Raw genomic sequence first — 16,077 nt, 5'->3', positions numbered from 1 at the left:
AGCAGTTTCTTTAGATGGTTGATTAGACTCAGTACCTTGTGGGGCATGAGTTTGATTCTCCTCGCCCCCTGATTCCACGACTGGGGTTGCTGGTTCTGGTTGCTTCGGCTCGGCTTCAGGTTTGTCAGGTGTTTGTTTCTCGCCCGGTCTTGCTTCTGTACCCGGCGTTTCTTCTGCTCCTGGTCTTGATTGTCCTATTCCATCAGCTGGTTTTGTCTCTGTTTCATTCTCTACTATTGGAGTTTTTTCAGGTTGAACTGGTCTACTTTCCTCTAGATCTGGAGTTACAGGTTGTGTTGGTTTTGGTGCAACTTCTTCCTTAGTCCCAACTACAATCACCTTGTCCACCGGATCTTTTGTGATTATATTTTCTATAACTTTGCTAGATTTTTCCCCATTAACGACAGTGACTTCCGTATAGATGGTGCGTTCACCAACAACACCTTCTTGAACAACTTTAGTTTGCCCTTTAGCTAGGGTTGCATCTTCTTGTTCTATCGTTTGGAAAGCAACCTCCTCTGTAGTGATTAACAATTCGGGTTTCTCTACTGTGGCATTTAACATACCTTCCTCAGGACTTGTTTTATAATCACTATTATCTTTTGCTTTCGGTTGTTCTACTTGGGGATTTCCTGCAACTTCTTCCTTAGTCCCTATAGGCACCATTTCATCAGGAGCTTCAACAATTTTCTCAACTGCGTAGGATGGTTGAGGAGATTGTACAAGATCTTCAGTCGAGCTAAAATGAGACGCAGTCTGTGGTACAATCTTCTTAGATTGAGGTTCTGAACTTTCCTCCTTTTGAGATAATGCTGGCGACTCTACCTTATCAACAGAAAGTTCCTTACTAGCACTATCTCTTACCAAATAATATCCCGTAAATTCGTATCCTTGGACTCTTTCAGGACTTGGTAGAAACTGACCTTCTACTCTCTTAACAAGGGCTGGTTGCAATTCTACCAGATTTTCGAAAGCAGAGATGGATGCTCCCCAGCCACCAACAGCAAAGACGGTCACAAGGAAGTAAGACGCTCCCTTTTTTCTCTTGATTAAAGTGAAGGAAAGCAATAATAATCCTGCTCCCAAGATAAACATCCCATCATTAGAAAAAAGACCTGTTTCTGGTAATCTTGTAGCCAATTTTCGATAGACAAAATAGTATTCTTTTCCCTCTTTTACCTCAATTTTATTTTCTTCAAACCATTGCAACTCAGATTTCAGCTTTTCAGGTAAATCCTGCTCATCCAAATAATGACTTGAAATTAGTTTTGAACTCGTTTCTGTAGCCTGTACAGGTTGAGCACCCATACCAGCAAAAAATAAACTCGTTCCTAGCAAAACCGAGCAAGCTCCTATTGCATATTTCCTCAAAGAAAAACGCTGCTTTCTCTCAAATTGAAATTCTTTCATCCCATCTCCCATCATTCATTATTACTGTATATTTAGTATATCAGAAATAGTTTGTATTCACAAATCTTTCTAGTTATTCCCTTATCATTCCAAGTTAAGGGCAACAACATACAATAATTTTTATTTAATACTCTTCGAAAATCTCTTCAAACCACGTCAGCGTCGCCTTGCCGTAGGTATGGTTACTGACTTCGTCAGTTCTATCCACAACCTCAAAACTGTGTTTTGAGCTGACTTCGTCAGTTCTATCTGCAACCTCAAAGCAGTGCTTTGAGCAACCTGCGGCTAGCTTCCTAGTTTGCTCTTTGATTTTCATTGAGTATAAATGTATATCAATATTTTTTGTTTTTCTTAATAAACGCAATGCAAAAAGAGCCTGTTGCCAAGCTCTTTAGTCTATTATTTCTTCTCAGCGCGAAGAGCTGACAAGATTTGTGTACGGATATCATCCACACCATTTGGCGTATTTGGTAAAAAGATAGTTTGATTTCCTTTAGAGGCAAAGGTATTCAAGGTATCCAAATACTGGTTGGTCAAAAGGATGGACATGATTTGTTCTTCTGTCATGCCAACATTGGCTTCCTTGAGTTCGGTGATAGATTCTGCCAATCCATCCACAATCGCCTTACGTTGTTGGGCAATCCCCACACCATGAAGGCGGTCTTTTTCTGCTTCGGCTTCAGCTGCAGTGACAATTTTAATCTTATCGGCTTCTGCCAATTCTTGCGCTGCGACCCGTTTGCGTTGCGCCGCATTGATTTCATTCATGGATTGCTTAACTTCTGCATCTGGCTCCACCTTAGTAATCAAGGTTTTCACGATAATGTAGCCGTAAGTGGTCATTTCTTCTGCTACTTGGTGTTGAACTTCAAGGGCAATCTCATCTTTTTTCTCAAACAATTCGTCCAAGGTTAATTTGGGAACAGAAGAGCGAAGAGCATCTTCGATATAAGATTTAATCTGAGATTCTGGACGCATGAGTTTATAGTAGGCATCTGTCACGCTCTGCTCATTGACACGGTACTGAGTCGCTACATTCATCATCACGAACACATTGTCCTTGGTCTTGGTCTCAACCACAATATCACTTTGCAGCAAGCGCAACTGAATGCGTGCTGCAATCGAGTCAATCCCAAAAGGCAAGCGAATATGAATACCGCTGTTGGAAACCTTTTGGTATTTCCCAAAGCGTTCAATAATCGCCACCGACTGCTGACGAACCACATAAACTGTACTCAGTGTGACTATCACCAATAGGAGCACACAAACAATCAGAAAAATCATGAAAAATATTGCCATAATGGAACCTCCACAAGTATTTTTCTAGTATTATATCACATTTAAAGAAGGCTGTGCCGTTTTTACTGCGATTTTTCCTGAAATGTCAATAATTAGAGGTGAAACTGCATTTCAAGTTAGTAATCTCTTTTTTTCACTGCATTAACTTCTATAGAATCTTCATCCATAGTCAGAGAATGACTTGCCTTAACTTTTCTCTCGTGCTATACTATTTATGAAATTAATGAATAGGAGATATTTCATGAAATCAGCAAAAACTACTGTTACAATCCTTTCTGCACTTGCATCTGTCGTCTTATTATCTAGTTGTGCAACAAAGTCTACAGAAACACAGACAAGCAATAAGAGCTCATCTGATAATCAGATTACAATGACATATGACCAACTACGGTCAAGAGAAAATACTATGTCAACCCTTTGGTATCAAAAATCAGCTGAAACCAAAGCCTTGTATCTACAAGGTTATAATGTTGCCACAGATCGTCTAAAGGAATTACTGAAAACAGAATCAGACAAGCCTTATTCAATCATTTTGGACTTAGATGAAACAGTCTTAGATAATAGTCCTTATCAAGTTCAAAATATCAAAGACGGAACAGCATTCACACCTGAAAATTGGGATATTTGGGTTCAAAAAGCTGCAGCAAAAGCCGTCCCAGGAGCCAAGAAGTTTCTTCAATTTGCCAATCAAAACGGCATCCAAATTTACTATATTTCTGACCGCTCAGTTAATCAAATAGATGCTACGATTAAAAATCTAGAAAACGAAGGAATCCCTGTACAAGGGCGTGATCACCTCATGCTCTTAGAAAGTGGTGTAAAATCCAAAGAAGGGCGTCGCCAAGCAGTTCAAGAGAAAACTAATCTAGTATTACTATTTGGTGATAACCTCGTAGACTTTGCAGATTTTTCGAAGATTTCTGAATCTGACCGTGATAAACAACTTGAAGAATTGCAAAAAGAATTCGGTGAAAAATTCATCATCTTCCCAAATCCAATGTACGGATCATGGGAAACAGCTGTCTACGCTGGCAATAAATTGGATGCTAAAGGTCAAGTGGAAGAACGCCAAAAGGCTTTGCAAGGTTTTAATAAATAAAACAAATAAGCTGATTCTATATAAACTAAGGTTAACTTACAATCTTCAAAAAGTGGATAGGAAGGAATTCTGATAATCAGAAAACTTTCCTATCCACTTTTTTAATTGATATAACATCAAGCTTTTATACATCTGATACTATACGTTTTTCTGATTTTAAAGACTTTGTCGCCTAGACCCTATATTTCAAGAATTAAGTGACCTTGATGATCTAAATTTATTGTGGTATACTATTTTTGTCATCGGTTACCGATTACGTTCCTATGGGTTCGTGAGAGGAGGTGAAACTAATGAGCCTTATCATAGAGCTCGCTCTTACTATTATAGCGGATGTTATAGCTGGAATTATCTTGTATTTCGTCTGCAGATGGCTAGATAGTAAGGAGTAGACCGAGTGACTAGCCTATAAACACCCGTTAAATCGCTAAGATACGTCAAAAAAGCCCTTAACTACGGCCATAGTTAGGGGCTTTGGTGTTCTAATGAACCTTATCAATTAACTACATTTTAGCATATAATCTACAATAGTTCAAGCATTAAGTGAGGTTGATGATCTAAATTTAGTGTGGTATACTATTTTTGTCATCGGTTACCGATTACGTTCCTATGGGTTCGTGAGAGGAGGTGAAACTAATGAGCCTTATACCAGAGCTTGCTCTTACTATTATAGCAGATGTTATAGCTGGAATTATCTTGTATTTCGTCTGCAAATGGCTAGATGGTAAGAAGTAGACCGACTGACTAGCCTATAAACACCCATTAAATCGCTAAGATACGTCAAAAAAGCCCTTAACTATGGCACTAGTTAGGGGCTTTGGTGTTCTAATGAACCTTATACACTAACTACATTCTAGCATATAAGCCCAGATATTTCAAGAGTTTTATTTATTTTTTCAGGTTCCCTTAGTTCTGAAAGGTATTTGATTTTTCATCAATTCATTTAAAAATACTATACAAATTTCTTTACATTTTCCATAAGTGTGATATAATGAACTCAATAAGATAACTTGTGAAGGATAAACGCTGGGTCCCAGAATGGGGTAGACTGAAAGGTTGAGCATTCCTATGTGCCTGGGGTTATCTTTTTATTTTGATTTTTTAAGGCTCTCTACAAAGTTTAGAGGGTCTTTTTCTATTTCTGTAATGATAAAGTCAACAAATTGCTGTGAATAGGTATAGTGCTCAGACTTACCTATTTTATGGCAATATGCAAATTTCTCGTCAGTTTTTATTGAATAGAAATCAATGATTAAGGTTAGAACATATTGATTGAAACCAGATTTATAATTTAATTTGATATTCTTCTTGTTTAATCGATCATTTACAACTGAGATGATATTCCCGTATGAATATTTGTGAGTCTCTGATGGATCTTTTAAATCTTTTACTATTGCTACTTGAGAGGGAGATTGATTTGCAATTGAGACAACGAAGTCAGCTTCAGACTTTTTCTTTGTGATGTATAGGTTTTGTTTTACACCGATTGCAAATTTATCTGAATTATACTCAGAAACAAGAACATCTATAGCATTTGCTTGCTGAATAAACTTTTCTGCAATTTCCGCTGGGTATTTTAGTCTGATTTGTTCATTTGTCAGAGGCTCATAACTTGCTGATATAGTTAGGAAATTTTGTGCAATGGTCTCAGTGATGTCTCTACCATGAAATCTCTGAAGTTCATTGACATAGTTAAGTACACACGCTTGAAATAGTGGAGCGTACTTTAGTTCGTAATCCTCTGTAATATAATGTGTGCTGATATTTCTAAGCTCAATAATACGCTCCAGATTTAGTCGAATTCGTGTACTATCATCGGAATAAATTTTCTTGATAACATTTTCAAGGCTGAGAGTTCTATCTGGATTATCCTTAAAATAGATTGATAGATTTCTATTTAGCATTTCAGACTTCAACATCAACTCCCAAGCATTACATATGAAAAAACTGAATCCTTCAATACGATATTTGATTGTAGGCTTGTTGTAAATTTCCAGCCCCATAATAAAGGCCTCAACACTTTTATCAACAAGTCGTTGACTTAAATTTTTCATATTTTTCTTGCCTCCAATCTAACTATTAAGCAATCTTTTTAATAAAAACAGTTGCTTTTTATTTTTTTCTTATTCATTTGTCAAATTTGCCGTTTTTTACAGTTTAGTTTATAAAGTCGGATTTCCCTTCCTCCATAATTTTCTTTTATAAAACATCAAGCCCTTAACTGACATCTGATTACTAAACAGGTAACTTACGAAAAATACGCAGACATATCAGAATTACAAGAGAATTTCTAATATCACTATATCGCTTCTTTTATTAAAGACTAACTTTTTTGTTAAAATGTTTATACTCAACAAAAATCAAAGAGCAAATTAGAAAACTAGGATTATATATTCCTGTAGAATATACCAAAACACCCCTTAACTATCGCACTAGTTAAGGGATTTGGTGTTCTAATGAACCTTGCCTATCGATTTTATTCTAACATACAGGTCCAGATATTTCAAGAGTTTTATTTATTATTTAAAGTTCCTTAGTTCTGAAAGGTATTTGATTTTTCATCAATTCATTTAAAAATACTATACAAATTTCTTACATTTTCCATAAGTGTGATATAATGGACTCAATAAGATAACTTGTGAAGGATAAACGCTGGGTCCCAGAATGGGGTAGACTGAAAGGTTGAGCATTCCTATGTGCTGGGGGGTATCTTTTTATTTTGATTTTTTAAGGCTCTCTACAAAGTTTAGAGGGTCTTTTTCTATTCCTGTAGAATATACCAAAACACCCCTTAACTATGGCAGTAGTTAGGGGCTTTAGTGTTCTAATGAACCTTATCCGATAAAATTATTCTAACATACAGGCCCAGATATTTCAAGAGTTTTATTTGATTTTGATATTTTTGAAATTCCTTAGGTGTCTGAAAGGTCTATAATGACGTTATACTCAATGAAAATCAAAGAGCAAACTAAGAAGCTAGCCGCAGGCTGCTCAAAGCACTGTTTTGAGGTTGTGGATAGAACTGACGAAGTCAGTAACATCTATACGGCAAGGCGACGTTGACGCGACTTGAAGAGATTTTCGAAGAGTATTACCATCTAGTACCCCAAAAACCGACTAGCTCCTATGAACTAGTCGGTTTCTCATTAATGCGCCAACATTTCTTGGGCGATTTCTTGACCAGATAGGTTATCTGGGTAGTAGGTTGGCCAGTTATCCATTTCTTCAAAGAGGGCTTCTTGGCTTGTACCTCCAAAGAATATATGGAAATGTTCTGCCTTAACTGGGGCGATATTGTGGTCACTAAACTGAACATACTTGAACTGTCCAGCGTCAGCATCTGTCGCTTCAAAGAGGAAGCGCACGCCACGATTGCCTTTCTTGTAAGTCAAGATTTTCTTACCGACATACTTGTAGGTGTATTTCTTGCTTTGTCCACCTTGAACAAATTCCATAGTATTATCAGTAATGTTAATCTTAGTGACATCTGTCTGATAGCCTTTTGTATAGTAGGCCTTGTACTCAGCCTGGGTCATCTTACCAGTCAACTTAGCCTTGTAGTCAAAGACTTGGTCAAACGTGCCATCTTCAAGGAAAGGATAAACTGATTGCCAGTTACCTACATAGTCACTCAAGGTGCGGTCCTTGACGTCTGCATCCTCGAAGTAACCATTTTGGACTGTCTTGGTATCCTCTGCCTTTTCAGGTTCGATTGCTGGGCCTTCTTGGTCTGTTGTTTGTTTCAAAGCCTTGAGGTTTTTCTCCATCACGGAAATGTAGTTTTCTCCAGCCTTGGTGTCCTCTTCTGTCAGACTTTCTAAAGGATTGAGGACATCAGTTTTGACACCTGCTTCTTTTGAAAGTGTGTTAGCAAGGGCTTGTGAGGCATTTTCTTCAAAATAGATATAGGCGATTTTATTTTTCTTGACATACTCTGTCAATTCTGCCAAGCGAGCAGCTGATGGCTCTGCATCTGGAGAAAGTCCTGAGATTGCGACTTGTTTGAGCCCATAGTCCAAGGCAAGGTAGTTAAAGGCTGCGTGTTGAGTCACAAAGCTCTTTTGTTTGGCTTGAGACAAGCCTTCTGCATAAGCCTTATCCAAGGCTTGCAATTTTTTGATATAGGCAGCTGCGTTCTTTTCAAAGGTCTCTTTTTTATCAGGATAATCTGCTGACAAGCTATCACGGATGTGCTCTACTAGTTTAATGGCACGGACTGGTGATAACCAAACATGGGGGTCAAACTCATGGTGATGGCCTTCTTCTCCATGGTCATGGTCTCCCTCTTCTTCCTCACCACCTGGCAAAAGCAACATATCGCCTGTCGCCTTGATGGTTTTCACCTTTTTCTTATCCAAAGTATCTAGCATTTTAGGGACCCATGTTTCCATGTTTTCATTTTCATAAACGAAGGTGTCTGCGTCTTGGATTTTGGCAACTGCCTTGGCAGACGGTTCATATTCATGGGGTTCTGTACCGGCACCGATGAGGAGTTCTACATTAGCAGTATCTCCTGCGACTTGCTTGGTAAATTCATAGACAGGGTAAAAGGTTGTCACGATATTGAGTTTGCCATCTGCCTGTTTTTGATTGGAACAAGCCACTAAAAACAAGGCACATAGACTGGCTAGTAATAAGCTAATTTTTTTCATCTTAGTCTCCTATTTGATAAAACGTCTTACTAAACTAATGAGCAAGAAAACAGTTACAAAAATAATAGTAATACTTGCACTTGCAGGTGTTTCTGCATAGTAGGAAATGTAAAGTCCTGCTACCATTCCCAAAAATCCAATCGCACTGGCAAGTAGCATAACCGATTTAAAGTTTTTCCCCAGACGCAGGGCAATACTAGCTGGCAAGACCATAATGGTCGATACCAGAAGAGCTCCTGCAGCTGGAATCATAAGGGCAATGGCCACCCCTGTCACCATGTTAAAAAGAATGGACATGGTACGAACGGGCAAGCCATCCACAAAGGCCGTATCCTCATCAAATGTCAGGATATACATAGGACGGAGGAAGAGGAAGGTCAAAATCAAAACAACCGCCGCAATGACGAAGAGGGAAATGACCTGCTCCTCACTGATAGTCACGATTGAACCAAAAAGGTACTGGTCCAAACTCATAGAACTAGAGCTTTTCCCCTTGCTCATGACAATCAGAGAAACAGCCAGACCTGTTGACATGAGGATAGCTGTCCCGATTTCCATAAAGCTCTTGTAAACCGTACGTAGATACTCCAGAAAGACCGCCGCAATCAAGACAATAGCAATAGTTGAAATAGTCGGAGAAATCCCCAGAACCAGACCAAAGGCTACTCCTGAAAGCGAGACGTGACTAAGAGTATCACTCATCAAACTCTGACGACGCAAGATAAGGAAGGTTCCAAGAACTGGCGAGAAAAGACTCATAGCAATAACCGCCAGAAAGGCGCGTTGCATAAAGTCATAAGATAACAAACTAAGCATGGCCCACCTCCTGGTCATTCTCATGAACGTTGAAACAACGCCATGGCGAGTCTTGGTTACGGACTAGATGAATATTGCGATCCGCATAATCCTTAACTTCTTCAGGGTCATGGGTAATCATCAAAACAGCCTTGCCATGATGATGGGCGCTGTGGTGCATGAGTTCGTAAAATTCATTTTTACTTCCTGCATCCATCCCCGTTGTCGGCTCATCTAGGATAAACACATCTGGATCCGAAGCAAACATACGCGCAATCACTGCTCGCTGCTTTTGTCCTCCAGATAGAGACCCCAAGCGTTTGTCTCGATGTTCCCACATGCCAACTGAGTCTAAACTAGCCTTGATATGCTCCTCATCATGAGCATTCAAACGACGAAACCAACCCTTTCGCGGATAGCGGCCCGACTTGACAAATTCATAAACCGTACTTGGAAAACCTGCATTAAAACTAGCAATCTGTTGAGGAAGGTAGGCTATTCTCAATTTCTTACCCTGCGTATTTGTCTTTGAAATGGTTACCTTACCAATGCGTGGTTGGAGAATTCCAAGACTGGCCTTGATGAGTGTCGTCTTAGCCGCCCCATTCTCCCCCGTCAAGGTAACAAATTCCCCACTATCAACACTATAATTGATATGCTCAAGAACGGGCTCCTTATCATAATAGAAGGATAAATCCTCTACCGTAATATATCTCATTATTTGATTTCTCCTACTAAAGCAGTCAAAAACCGCTGAATCACTTTTTGTTCATTTGGAGTAAACTGAGTCGCCACTTGTTCATAGGTTAAAAGTGTATGCTCATGGTGATGGTGGTGCTCCTCAGCGATTGGACGAGCCAAATCAGTCAATTGATAAAAAATCACACGCGCATCCTTAGGATCTTTAGATGTTTCCAACATTCCTTCCTTGACCAAAGACTTAATGGCCTTGGTAACTGCCGCCTGACTGACATTGAGGCGACGGGCCAATTCTGAATTTGTTAAAGATTCCTCCGACAAGAGCATGAGGATATGCTCCTGGGTATTGGTCAGAGCTACCTCGCTAGTACAATGACCTATTAAAATTTCATGCTGATTTTCTGCCTGCAAAATCACCTCATTCAAAAAAGCATCAATATCCTTCGCTAGCTGTCTCATATCTGACTCCTTTCCTTTTGAACTTCTCTTTTTTAAGAGAAAAATACTATTCTGTGGAATTTTGTTTACCAGTTAATTATATCACAAGCAAAAAAAGAGTCAAGAAAAAACGTAAAAATCAGCTTCATTCTTGAACTCTTCTATATTATGATCTATTGAAATTCTTTGACATCTCCATCGTATGTCGCCCAGTCTTTGCTGAAAAAGCGCTCATTCAGATGGTAAGTCGGAGCTGGTGTGGGATTGGATAGGAAAGGATCAACTGCCTTGTCAAAAGCCAACCAACCCAACCAACCAAGGTGAATGGTGTCCTTCATAAAGAAAGGATCCCCACCATCCTTAGAAAAATCTGCTATATTGGTAAAACCTTGACTCTCTAACTGGTAGCGAATCTTCTGCACCGTTTGTTGGTACATATCCTCTCGTAGACCAGCGTAGTCCATCCATTTTTTGTTAACAGGTGGAATGATAAAAATTGGGTTTACCTTAGATTTAGAAAACTGTGTTAAAACCAACTGCAGGTCATTATACTCTGGTGATTTGAGGTAGGTGAAGTTTTTCTGAGAATCCTTTAATTTCTTCAAATCCTTCTTGATCTGCTTATTATAGAAATCATTTTCCATTCCCAGATCATTATTAGAAGTATTTTTTTCTGCATCTGCTTTAACAATATCTTCTATAGTTTGATAAGAAAACTGGTCTGGCAAGGTCTTTAAATACTTAACTACATGTTTATCATAATTGACATAGCCTCTAACTGAAAACTGTCCAAAAAAGGAAGCCTGGCGTTCATTAAACCGAGCCAATAATTCAATCGTCTCATTGTCTTCCGTCGACAATTCTTCTTTGCTTGCCAACTTCTGAACCAAATCCTTCATAGCTACGTTGGGAAACTGCTGTAGTAAGCGAGTCGCCGCATATTGGCTAGCCTGATCTCCAGATTGATGTTCCAGAAAACTGGTCAACTGGTCTCCATTAAAATACTGCTGGAAGGCTGCTGGCTCATAGCCATTTTTACTGAACCACTGAGGTGAGATAACATACACAACTTGTTTATTCTCCAGTTGTGGCAACATCTGTTGCATTCCAAAATACTGGTTAAGCGATGCAGCTCCCCTCTGTCCTAAAAGATAAGGACGGTAGGAGCGATTGTATTTCTCAGCTAATACCGCAGGATGAGCACCGTCAAAACGAAGCCATTCACTAGAGCCAAAGAAGGGAACAAAACGTGTATTTGGATCAGATAGTGCTCTGACTTTTTGACTTCGCTCCTTAAAACTATCGATAGTAGTAGCCACTGCTGAACGCTTTTCAGCTCCTAGATTATGACGCATCTCAGTAGGATAAAAGAAAATGAGCAGAAAAACCAACAAACCAGCTATCAAGACCGGTCCGAAGATCATCCATAAGCGTTTAAGCATTTTGTAGCTCCACAATACCAGCTATGATTTTATTAGCTGTATTCCAGTCGTCGCGACCAAACTCTGTTACAGGGACACGAATGTCAAAACGGTTCTCAATCTCCACAATCAATTCAACCGTTCCCATACTATCCAAGACACCTGCATCAAAAAGATCTTCATCCATCATGTCAGAAACATCTTCCATAAACAACTCATCAATAATTTCGATAACTTCTGATTTGATATCCATATTTTATTTCCTTTTATTTTTTAAACCATAAATCATTCAAGAATCCAGAAAAGATTAAGAATGACAGCATGACGACATGGAAGGTGACAACCATGCCAAGCAACTGAATCCAGCGATTCTCAGGTAGAGCAGGCTTCCCTGCTTTTTTCCGCTCCTTATTGAGCGTTTTTTTCTTGCGAATCCAAGCGTCATTGATGACCAAGCCTAATCCATGAAAGAGTCCATAGGCGATGTAGTACCAAGTCACTCCATGCCAAAATCCCATGATTAGCATATTGACAACGTAGGCTACACTTGAGGTTACATTGCGATTTTTAAAGACCTTCTTTCTGGTCAATACCATGACCATTCGCATAAAGACAAAGTCACGGAACCAGAAAGACAGACTCATATGCCAGCGATTCCAAAACTCCTTCAAATCCCTTGATAAAAAGGGCTTGTTAAAGTTGATAGGGCTACGGATTCCCATTAAATTTGAGATGGCTAAGGCAAACATAGAATAACCTGCAAAGTCAAAGAAGAGCTCCAGACCAAAGGTATACATAACTGCCAAGGCATAGAGGTTAAAGAAGCCACCTGACTGCAGGGCTAGATTCTTCAGAGGAGGGAGTAAGGTCTCTCCTAAAACATGAGCTAGGATAAACTTATACAAAAAGCCCCACATGATATAGCGAACAGATTCATCCAGCATATCCATCAACTCATCTCGCTCAGGAATGGCCTGATAATTTTCATTAAATCGCTTAAAGCGATCGATTGGTCCACTTGAAAAAGTCGGCATGAAGAGAAGGAAACGAAGGAATTCCCAGAGGGTAAAATCCTTAATCACTCCATCTCTCAGCTCGATGATAATTCCAACCGAACGAAAGGTCAGGTAAGAAATTCCCAAAAATCCAAGCAAAGACTGCGTTCCATTGATAGCTGGCTGCACCTTGACAAGGATAATCGGAAGGAGGGACAGAAAACTAACTAAGTAGAAGACCCACTTGCCATCCTTGCTTTTTCGATAATGCTTGTAGAAAAGCAGGAGCACTATTTCCCAGCAAAGGTAAATACCCAAGGCAGCCAATTGATTTGTCTTTCCACCCACCAACATGGTGACGATGAAGAAGAGACTTACCAGCACTTCATACCAGGCAAAGCGTTTCTTGAAAAAGAGACCGATAAAGATGGGCAAGGTTGCAACAACCACATAGACAAAATACTGAGGATTGCCATATGGCTCTAAATGAGGAAGCTGTTGAAAGAACTCCATCATCTCTTATTCACCTCGTTAAGCAATCCTTTGATGTCAATCTTTCCATTTGGAGTCAGTGGCAAACTGTCTCGGTAAAGGAATTTAGACGGCATCATGTAGGACATCATAATATCTGTTAAATCTTCCTTGATAGCCTTGGTAATATCAATATCTCGCTCAAACTGCTCACGCACACCATCTTTTAAGATGACATAAGCCAATAGATTTTGCACCTTGTGGTCCTTATTATAGCGCGGTACTGCGACAGCAGACTCGATAAAGCGAGACTTGTTGAGGTTTTGAGAGACATCTTCTAACTCAATGCGGTAACCGTTGAACTTAATCTGGAAGTCCATGCGTCCGCCGTAGAGAAGCAAGCCTTCATCTGTCATGGTTCCCACATCACCTGTGTGATAGGCTGGCAGTCCTTCAAATTCAAAGAAGGCTTCCCCTGTTTTTTCAGGATTGTTCATATAACCTTTTGAAACAGCTGGTCCAGAAACAATGATTTCTCCCTGTTGACCATTTGGCAATTTATTGCCGTCCTCGTCAATGATAAAGGTTGGAGAATCAGCCTTGGTATAGCCGATTGGTAGGCGTTTGAGAGTCGCCAACATCTCGTCTGTCACAGCAACTGCTGATAAGGCTACTGTCGCTTCTGTTGGGCCGTAGGCATTGATAATACGGGCATTTGGGAATCGCTCACGCAGTTTTTGCGCTGTTTTGACCGTCAATTCTTCACCATCAAAGTAGAAATGCGTGATTCCTGGCATTTTCTCGCTGTTAAAGTCTTCAGACAACATGGCCATATCCGCAAAGGATGGTGTTGAAGTCCAGATAGCGATTGGCAATGAAAAGATGGTCGCAAAGAGTTGCTTAAAATCCTGAGTAATAGCTGAAGGAAGAGCGAAAAGCGTACCACCCAGTGCCAAGGTCGGTGCCCAGTACATGACAGATAGATCAAAAGAATAAGGTGGTTGAGCCAGCATTTGCGGACGACTCGGTGTCGCAAATTCCTTGTCCGTAATCATCCAGTTGGTAAAGCTGAGGAGATTATCATGTGAAATCTGCACTCCCTTTGGCTTACCAGTCGTACCAGAAGTAAAGATGATATAGTAATTATCATCGCCCTTGACTGGATGTGTGATTTCATAGTTATTCCCTTGAGCAAAGGCTTCTTGAACCTGAGCTAGAGTCATCATAGGTGTTGAAACCTGCTCCAATGGAAAGTCTGAAATGGCAATGATCAAGCTTGGCTCTGCTACTTCTAAAATAGCCGAAACTCGCTCTAAGGCCGAATGGCTATCAATTGGAATGTAGGCGTGACCTGACTTAGTCAGCGCTACAAAAGTTGCCAACATTTCATATTCTTGGCCACCAAAAACGACCACAGGAGACTTCTCAGGCAAGCCTAGTTGGTCAATGGCTGCAGCCAAACTATCCGAATCAGCCTTTAAATCTCCATAAGTGTGTTCCTGACCCAAAACATTGTAAACAGGATAGCTAGGCTGTGTCTGAGCAAAATGCTCAATGGTTTCAATCATATCTACTATTGGTTTATTTGACACAATAGGGATTCTCCTTCAAGTTAAAATTCATTATAGATAAAGCTTCCTTGACCCTGACCAAGATAGCTAAAGAAGTAAAGCAGCCCTAGAAAGATAAGAAAATACAAGGCTGTCCGACCAAGAAAGAGGTACAATTCTTTTCTCTGTTTCATCAAGAAAAACCATTCATTTCTGTAATTTTTGCTAAATAAGATAGACTCTTACTATAGTATTTTTCTACTATTGTACCACTTTATAGACTAGTTTTTCAATTGTTTACCGTATGTTTTCAATAGATTTCAGTTTATTTTAAGGATTATGCGGTTTTTCTATGTATATTTCAAAAAAAAAAAGCCTGAGATTTCCATCTCAAGCTCTATCAAAATAATTGTTTTCTAATACTCAATGAAAATCAAAGAGCAAACTAGGAAGCTAGCCGCAAGCTGTACTTGAGTACGGTAAGGCGACGCTGACGTGGTTTGAAGAGATTTTCGAAGAGTATAAACTAGAAAAGTGAGAATACAAGCACTGCCAAGGCTGCTCCGATAACAGGGCCTACAACAGGAATCCAGGCGTAAGACCAGTCTCCATCTCCCTTATTTGGAATTGGCAAAAGGCTGTGCATGATACGAGGTCCAAGGTCACGTGCAGGGTTCAAGGCATAACCTGTTGTACCACCTAGTGATAGACCGATACCGACAATCAACGTTCCCACTGCAAAGGTTCCGATTCCTGCTTGAAGGTCATAAAGTCCCAAAGCAAAGATTGTCAATACCAATACAAAAGTTCCTAGGATTTCACTAATCAAGTTTGATACAGTATCCTTGATGGCTGGTCCAGTACTGAAGGTTGCCAGGATATTGCCTGCATTTTCTTCTGCCTCATAATGCGGCTTGAATTGCAACCAAACCAAAATCTGACCCAGCATAGCCCCTGCAAACTGAGCTAGGATGTATGGGAAAACGGAAGCCCAAGGCAGGCCACCTTTCAAGGCCACACCGATGGTCACAGCTGGGTTTAAATGAGCTGGACTAAGTTTTCCAGATACAAATACTGCAACCGCAACTGCAATTCCCCACCCCATAGTAATCACAATCCAACCTGAGCTGTTGCTCTTGGTTTTCGGAAGAACCACACCTGCAACAACACCATTTCCTAGAAGAATCAGGATTAAAGTCCCTAAAAATTCTCCAAATAATTCATTCATCATCTTTCTGTCTCCATTAAAAA

15 protein-coding genes are annotated in these 16,077 nt (G+C 39.8%); 1 reads left to right on the top strand and 14 read right to left on the bottom strand.

All coding sequences use genetic code 11. From position 1 onward, the window contains the following. The 3 genes from HT687_RS06060 to HT687_RS06050 all read right to left on the bottom strand — a co-directional run. A partial coding sequence (locus HT687_RS06060; protein ID WP_172924108.1) for a G5 domain-containing protein occupies positions 1-1,410 on the bottom strand: 1,410 nt, incomplete at its 3' end. Between the two features lie 124 nt (positions 1,411-1,534). Then, entirely contained in the window at positions 1,535-1,726 is a 192-nt protein-coding gene (locus tag HT687_RS11880) for a hypothetical protein (protein WP_000692969.1), read from the bottom strand. An 83-nt stretch (positions 1,727-1,809) separates the two neighbouring features. After that, positions 1,810-2,709 (bottom strand): SPFH domain-containing protein, encoded by a 900-nt coding sequence (locus HT687_RS06050; RefSeq protein ID WP_000963957.1) that lies wholly within the window; start codon positions 2,707-2,709, stop codon positions 1,810-1,812. 241 nt (positions 2,710-2,950) lie between these two features. Here HT687_RS06050 and HT687_RS06045 point away from each other — a divergent pair, with 241 nt between their 5' ends. Further along, complete coding sequence (locus HT687_RS06045) at positions 2,951-3,808, top strand: 5'-nucleotidase, lipoprotein e(P4) family (protein WP_023937667.1); 858 nt, start codon at positions 2,951-2,953, stop codon at positions 3,806-3,808. Positions 3,809-4,893: 1,085 nt separating this feature from the next. Here the strand turns inward: HT687_RS06045 and HT687_RS06040 are convergent. The 11 genes from HT687_RS06040 to HT687_RS05990 all read right to left on the bottom strand — a co-directional run bounded on the left by HT687_RS06040 (position 4,894) and on the right by HT687_RS05990 (position 16,057). Then, the gene (locus HT687_RS06040; RefSeq protein WP_000793783.1) at positions 4,894-5,859 is read right to left on the bottom strand and encodes a DUF3644 domain-containing protein; all 966 of its coding nucleotides are present in this window, start codon (positions 5,857-5,859) and stop codon (positions 4,894-4,896) included. Between the two features lie 1,092 nt (positions 5,860-6,951). Continuing rightward, positions 6,952-8,457, bottom strand: a complete 1,506-nt coding sequence (gene adcA / locus HT687_RS06035; RefSeq protein WP_023936756.1) for a zinc ABC transporter substrate-binding lipoprotein AdcA — start codon at positions 8,455-8,457, stop codon at positions 6,952-6,954. 9 nt (positions 8,458-8,466) lie between these two features. After that, positions 8,467-9,273 carry a metal ABC transporter permease gene (locus HT687_RS06030; protein ID WP_000950030.1) on the bottom strand — a complete coding sequence of 269 codons (807 nt, stop codon included), beginning with the start codon at positions 9,271-9,273 and terminating at the stop codon, positions 8,467-8,469. Next, positions 9,266-9,970: a metal ABC transporter ATP-binding protein gene (locus HT687_RS06025; protein ID WP_001269496.1), complete on the bottom strand. Its 705-nt coding sequence runs from the start codon at positions 9,968-9,970 to the stop codon at positions 9,266-9,268. The genes HT687_RS06030 and HT687_RS06025 overlap by 8 nt, the downstream gene beginning before the upstream one ends. Further along, positions 9,970-10,410, bottom strand: coding sequence for a zinc-dependent transcriptional regulator AdcR (gene adcR, locus HT687_RS06020; protein ID WP_001249308.1), 441 nt, complete (start codon positions 10,408-10,410; stop codon positions 9,970-9,972). The genes HT687_RS06025 and adcR overlap by 1 nt, the downstream gene beginning before the upstream one ends. 152 nt (positions 10,411-10,562) lie before the next feature. Beyond that, on the bottom strand, positions 10,563-11,831 hold the full coding sequence (gene dltD, locus HT687_RS06015; RefSeq protein ID WP_023936759.1) for a D-alanyl-lipoteichoic acid biosynthesis protein DltD: 1,269 nt from the start codon (positions 11,829-11,831) through the stop codon (positions 10,563-10,565). Then, positions 11,824-12,063: a D-alanine--poly(phosphoribitol) ligase subunit DltC gene (gene dltC / locus HT687_RS06010; RefSeq protein ID WP_000351967.1), complete on the bottom strand. Its 240-nt coding sequence runs from the start codon at positions 12,061-12,063 to the stop codon at positions 11,824-11,826. Before dltC ends, dltD begins: the two co-directional genes overlap by 8 nt. A 13-nt stretch (positions 12,064-12,076) precedes the next feature. Next, the gene (gene dltB, locus HT687_RS06005) at positions 12,077-13,321 is read right to left on the bottom strand and encodes a D-alanyl-lipoteichoic acid biosynthesis protein DltB (RefSeq protein WP_023936761.1); all 1,245 of its coding nucleotides are present in this window, start codon (positions 13,319-13,321) and stop codon (positions 12,077-12,079) included. After that, positions 13,318-14,868, bottom strand: coding sequence for a D-alanine--poly(phosphoribitol) ligase subunit DltA (dltA, locus tag HT687_RS06000; protein WP_023936763.1), 1,551 nt, complete (start codon positions 14,866-14,868; stop codon positions 13,318-13,320). Before dltA ends, dltB begins: the two co-directional genes overlap by 4 nt. A 20-nt stretch (positions 14,869-14,888) precedes the next feature. After that, complete coding sequence (locus HT687_RS05995) at positions 14,889-15,020, bottom strand: teichoic acid D-Ala incorporation-associated protein DltX (protein WP_000813667.1); 132 nt, start codon at positions 15,018-15,020, stop codon at positions 14,889-14,891. Between the two features lie 332 nt (positions 15,021-15,352). Next, positions 15,353-16,057, bottom strand: a complete 705-nt coding sequence (locus tag HT687_RS05990) for an MIP/aquaporin family protein (protein WP_031233680.1) — start codon at positions 16,055-16,057, stop codon at positions 15,353-15,355. Between the last annotated feature and the right edge of the window lie 20 nt (positions 16,058-16,077).

The organism is Streptococcus sp. 1449, from assembly GCF_013276805.1.
GTDB lineage: Bacteria > Bacillota > Bacilli > Lactobacillales > Streptococcaceae > Streptococcus > Streptococcus pseudopneumoniae.
Note: the sequence above shows the minus strand (reverse complement) of the source record. Positions and strands in the feature narration are given on the sequence as shown.

Bases quoted from the DNA above. Each gene is read 5' to 3' on its own strand.
- dltB (WP_023936761.1), bottom strand. From the start codon at position 13,321: ATGATGGAGTTCTTTCAACAGCTTCCTCATTTAGAGCCATATGGCAAT.
- HT687_RS06040 (WP_000793783.1), bottom strand. From the start codon at position 5,859: ATGAAAAATTTAAGTCAACGACTTGTTGATAAAAGTGTTGAGGCCTTT.
- dltD (WP_023936759.1), bottom strand. From the start codon at position 11,831: ATGCTTAAACGCTTATGGATGATCTTCGGACCGGTCTTGATAGCTGGT.
- adcR (WP_001249308.1), bottom strand. From the start codon at position 10,410: ATGAGACAGCTAGCGAAGGATATTGATGCTTTTTTGAATGAGGTGATT.
- dltC (WP_000351967.1), bottom strand. From the start codon at position 12,063: ATGGATATCAAATCAGAAGTTATCGAAATTATTGATGAGTTGTTTATG.
- adcA (WP_023936756.1), bottom strand. From the start codon at position 8,457: ATGAAAAAAATTAGCTTATTACTAGCCAGTCTATGTGCCTTGTTTTTA.
- HT687_RS06025 (WP_001269496.1), bottom strand. From the start codon at position 9,970: ATGAGATATATTACGGTAGAGGATTTATCCTTCTATTATGATAAGGAG.
- HT687_RS06045 (WP_023937667.1), top strand. From the start codon at position 2,951: ATGAAATCAGCAAAAACTACTGTTACAATCCTTTCTGCACTTGCATCT.
- HT687_RS11880 (WP_000692969.1), bottom strand. From the start codon at position 1,726: ATGAAAATCAAAGAGCAAACTAGGAAGCTAGCCGCAGGTTGCTCAAAG.
- HT687_RS06050 (WP_000963957.1), bottom strand. From the start codon at position 2,709: ATGGCAATATTTTTCATGATTTTTCTGATTGTTTGTGTGCTCCTATTG.
- HT687_RS05995 (WP_000813667.1), bottom strand. From the start codon at position 15,020: ATGAAACAGAGAAAAGAATTGTACCTCTTTCTTGGTCGGACAGCCTTG.
- HT687_RS06030 (WP_000950030.1), bottom strand. From the start codon at position 9,273: ATGCTTAGTTTGTTATCTTATGACTTTATGCAACGCGCCTTTCTGGCG.
- HT687_RS05990 (WP_031233680.1), bottom strand. From the start codon at position 16,057: ATGATGAATGAATTATTTGGAGAATTTTTAGGGACTTTAATCCTGATT.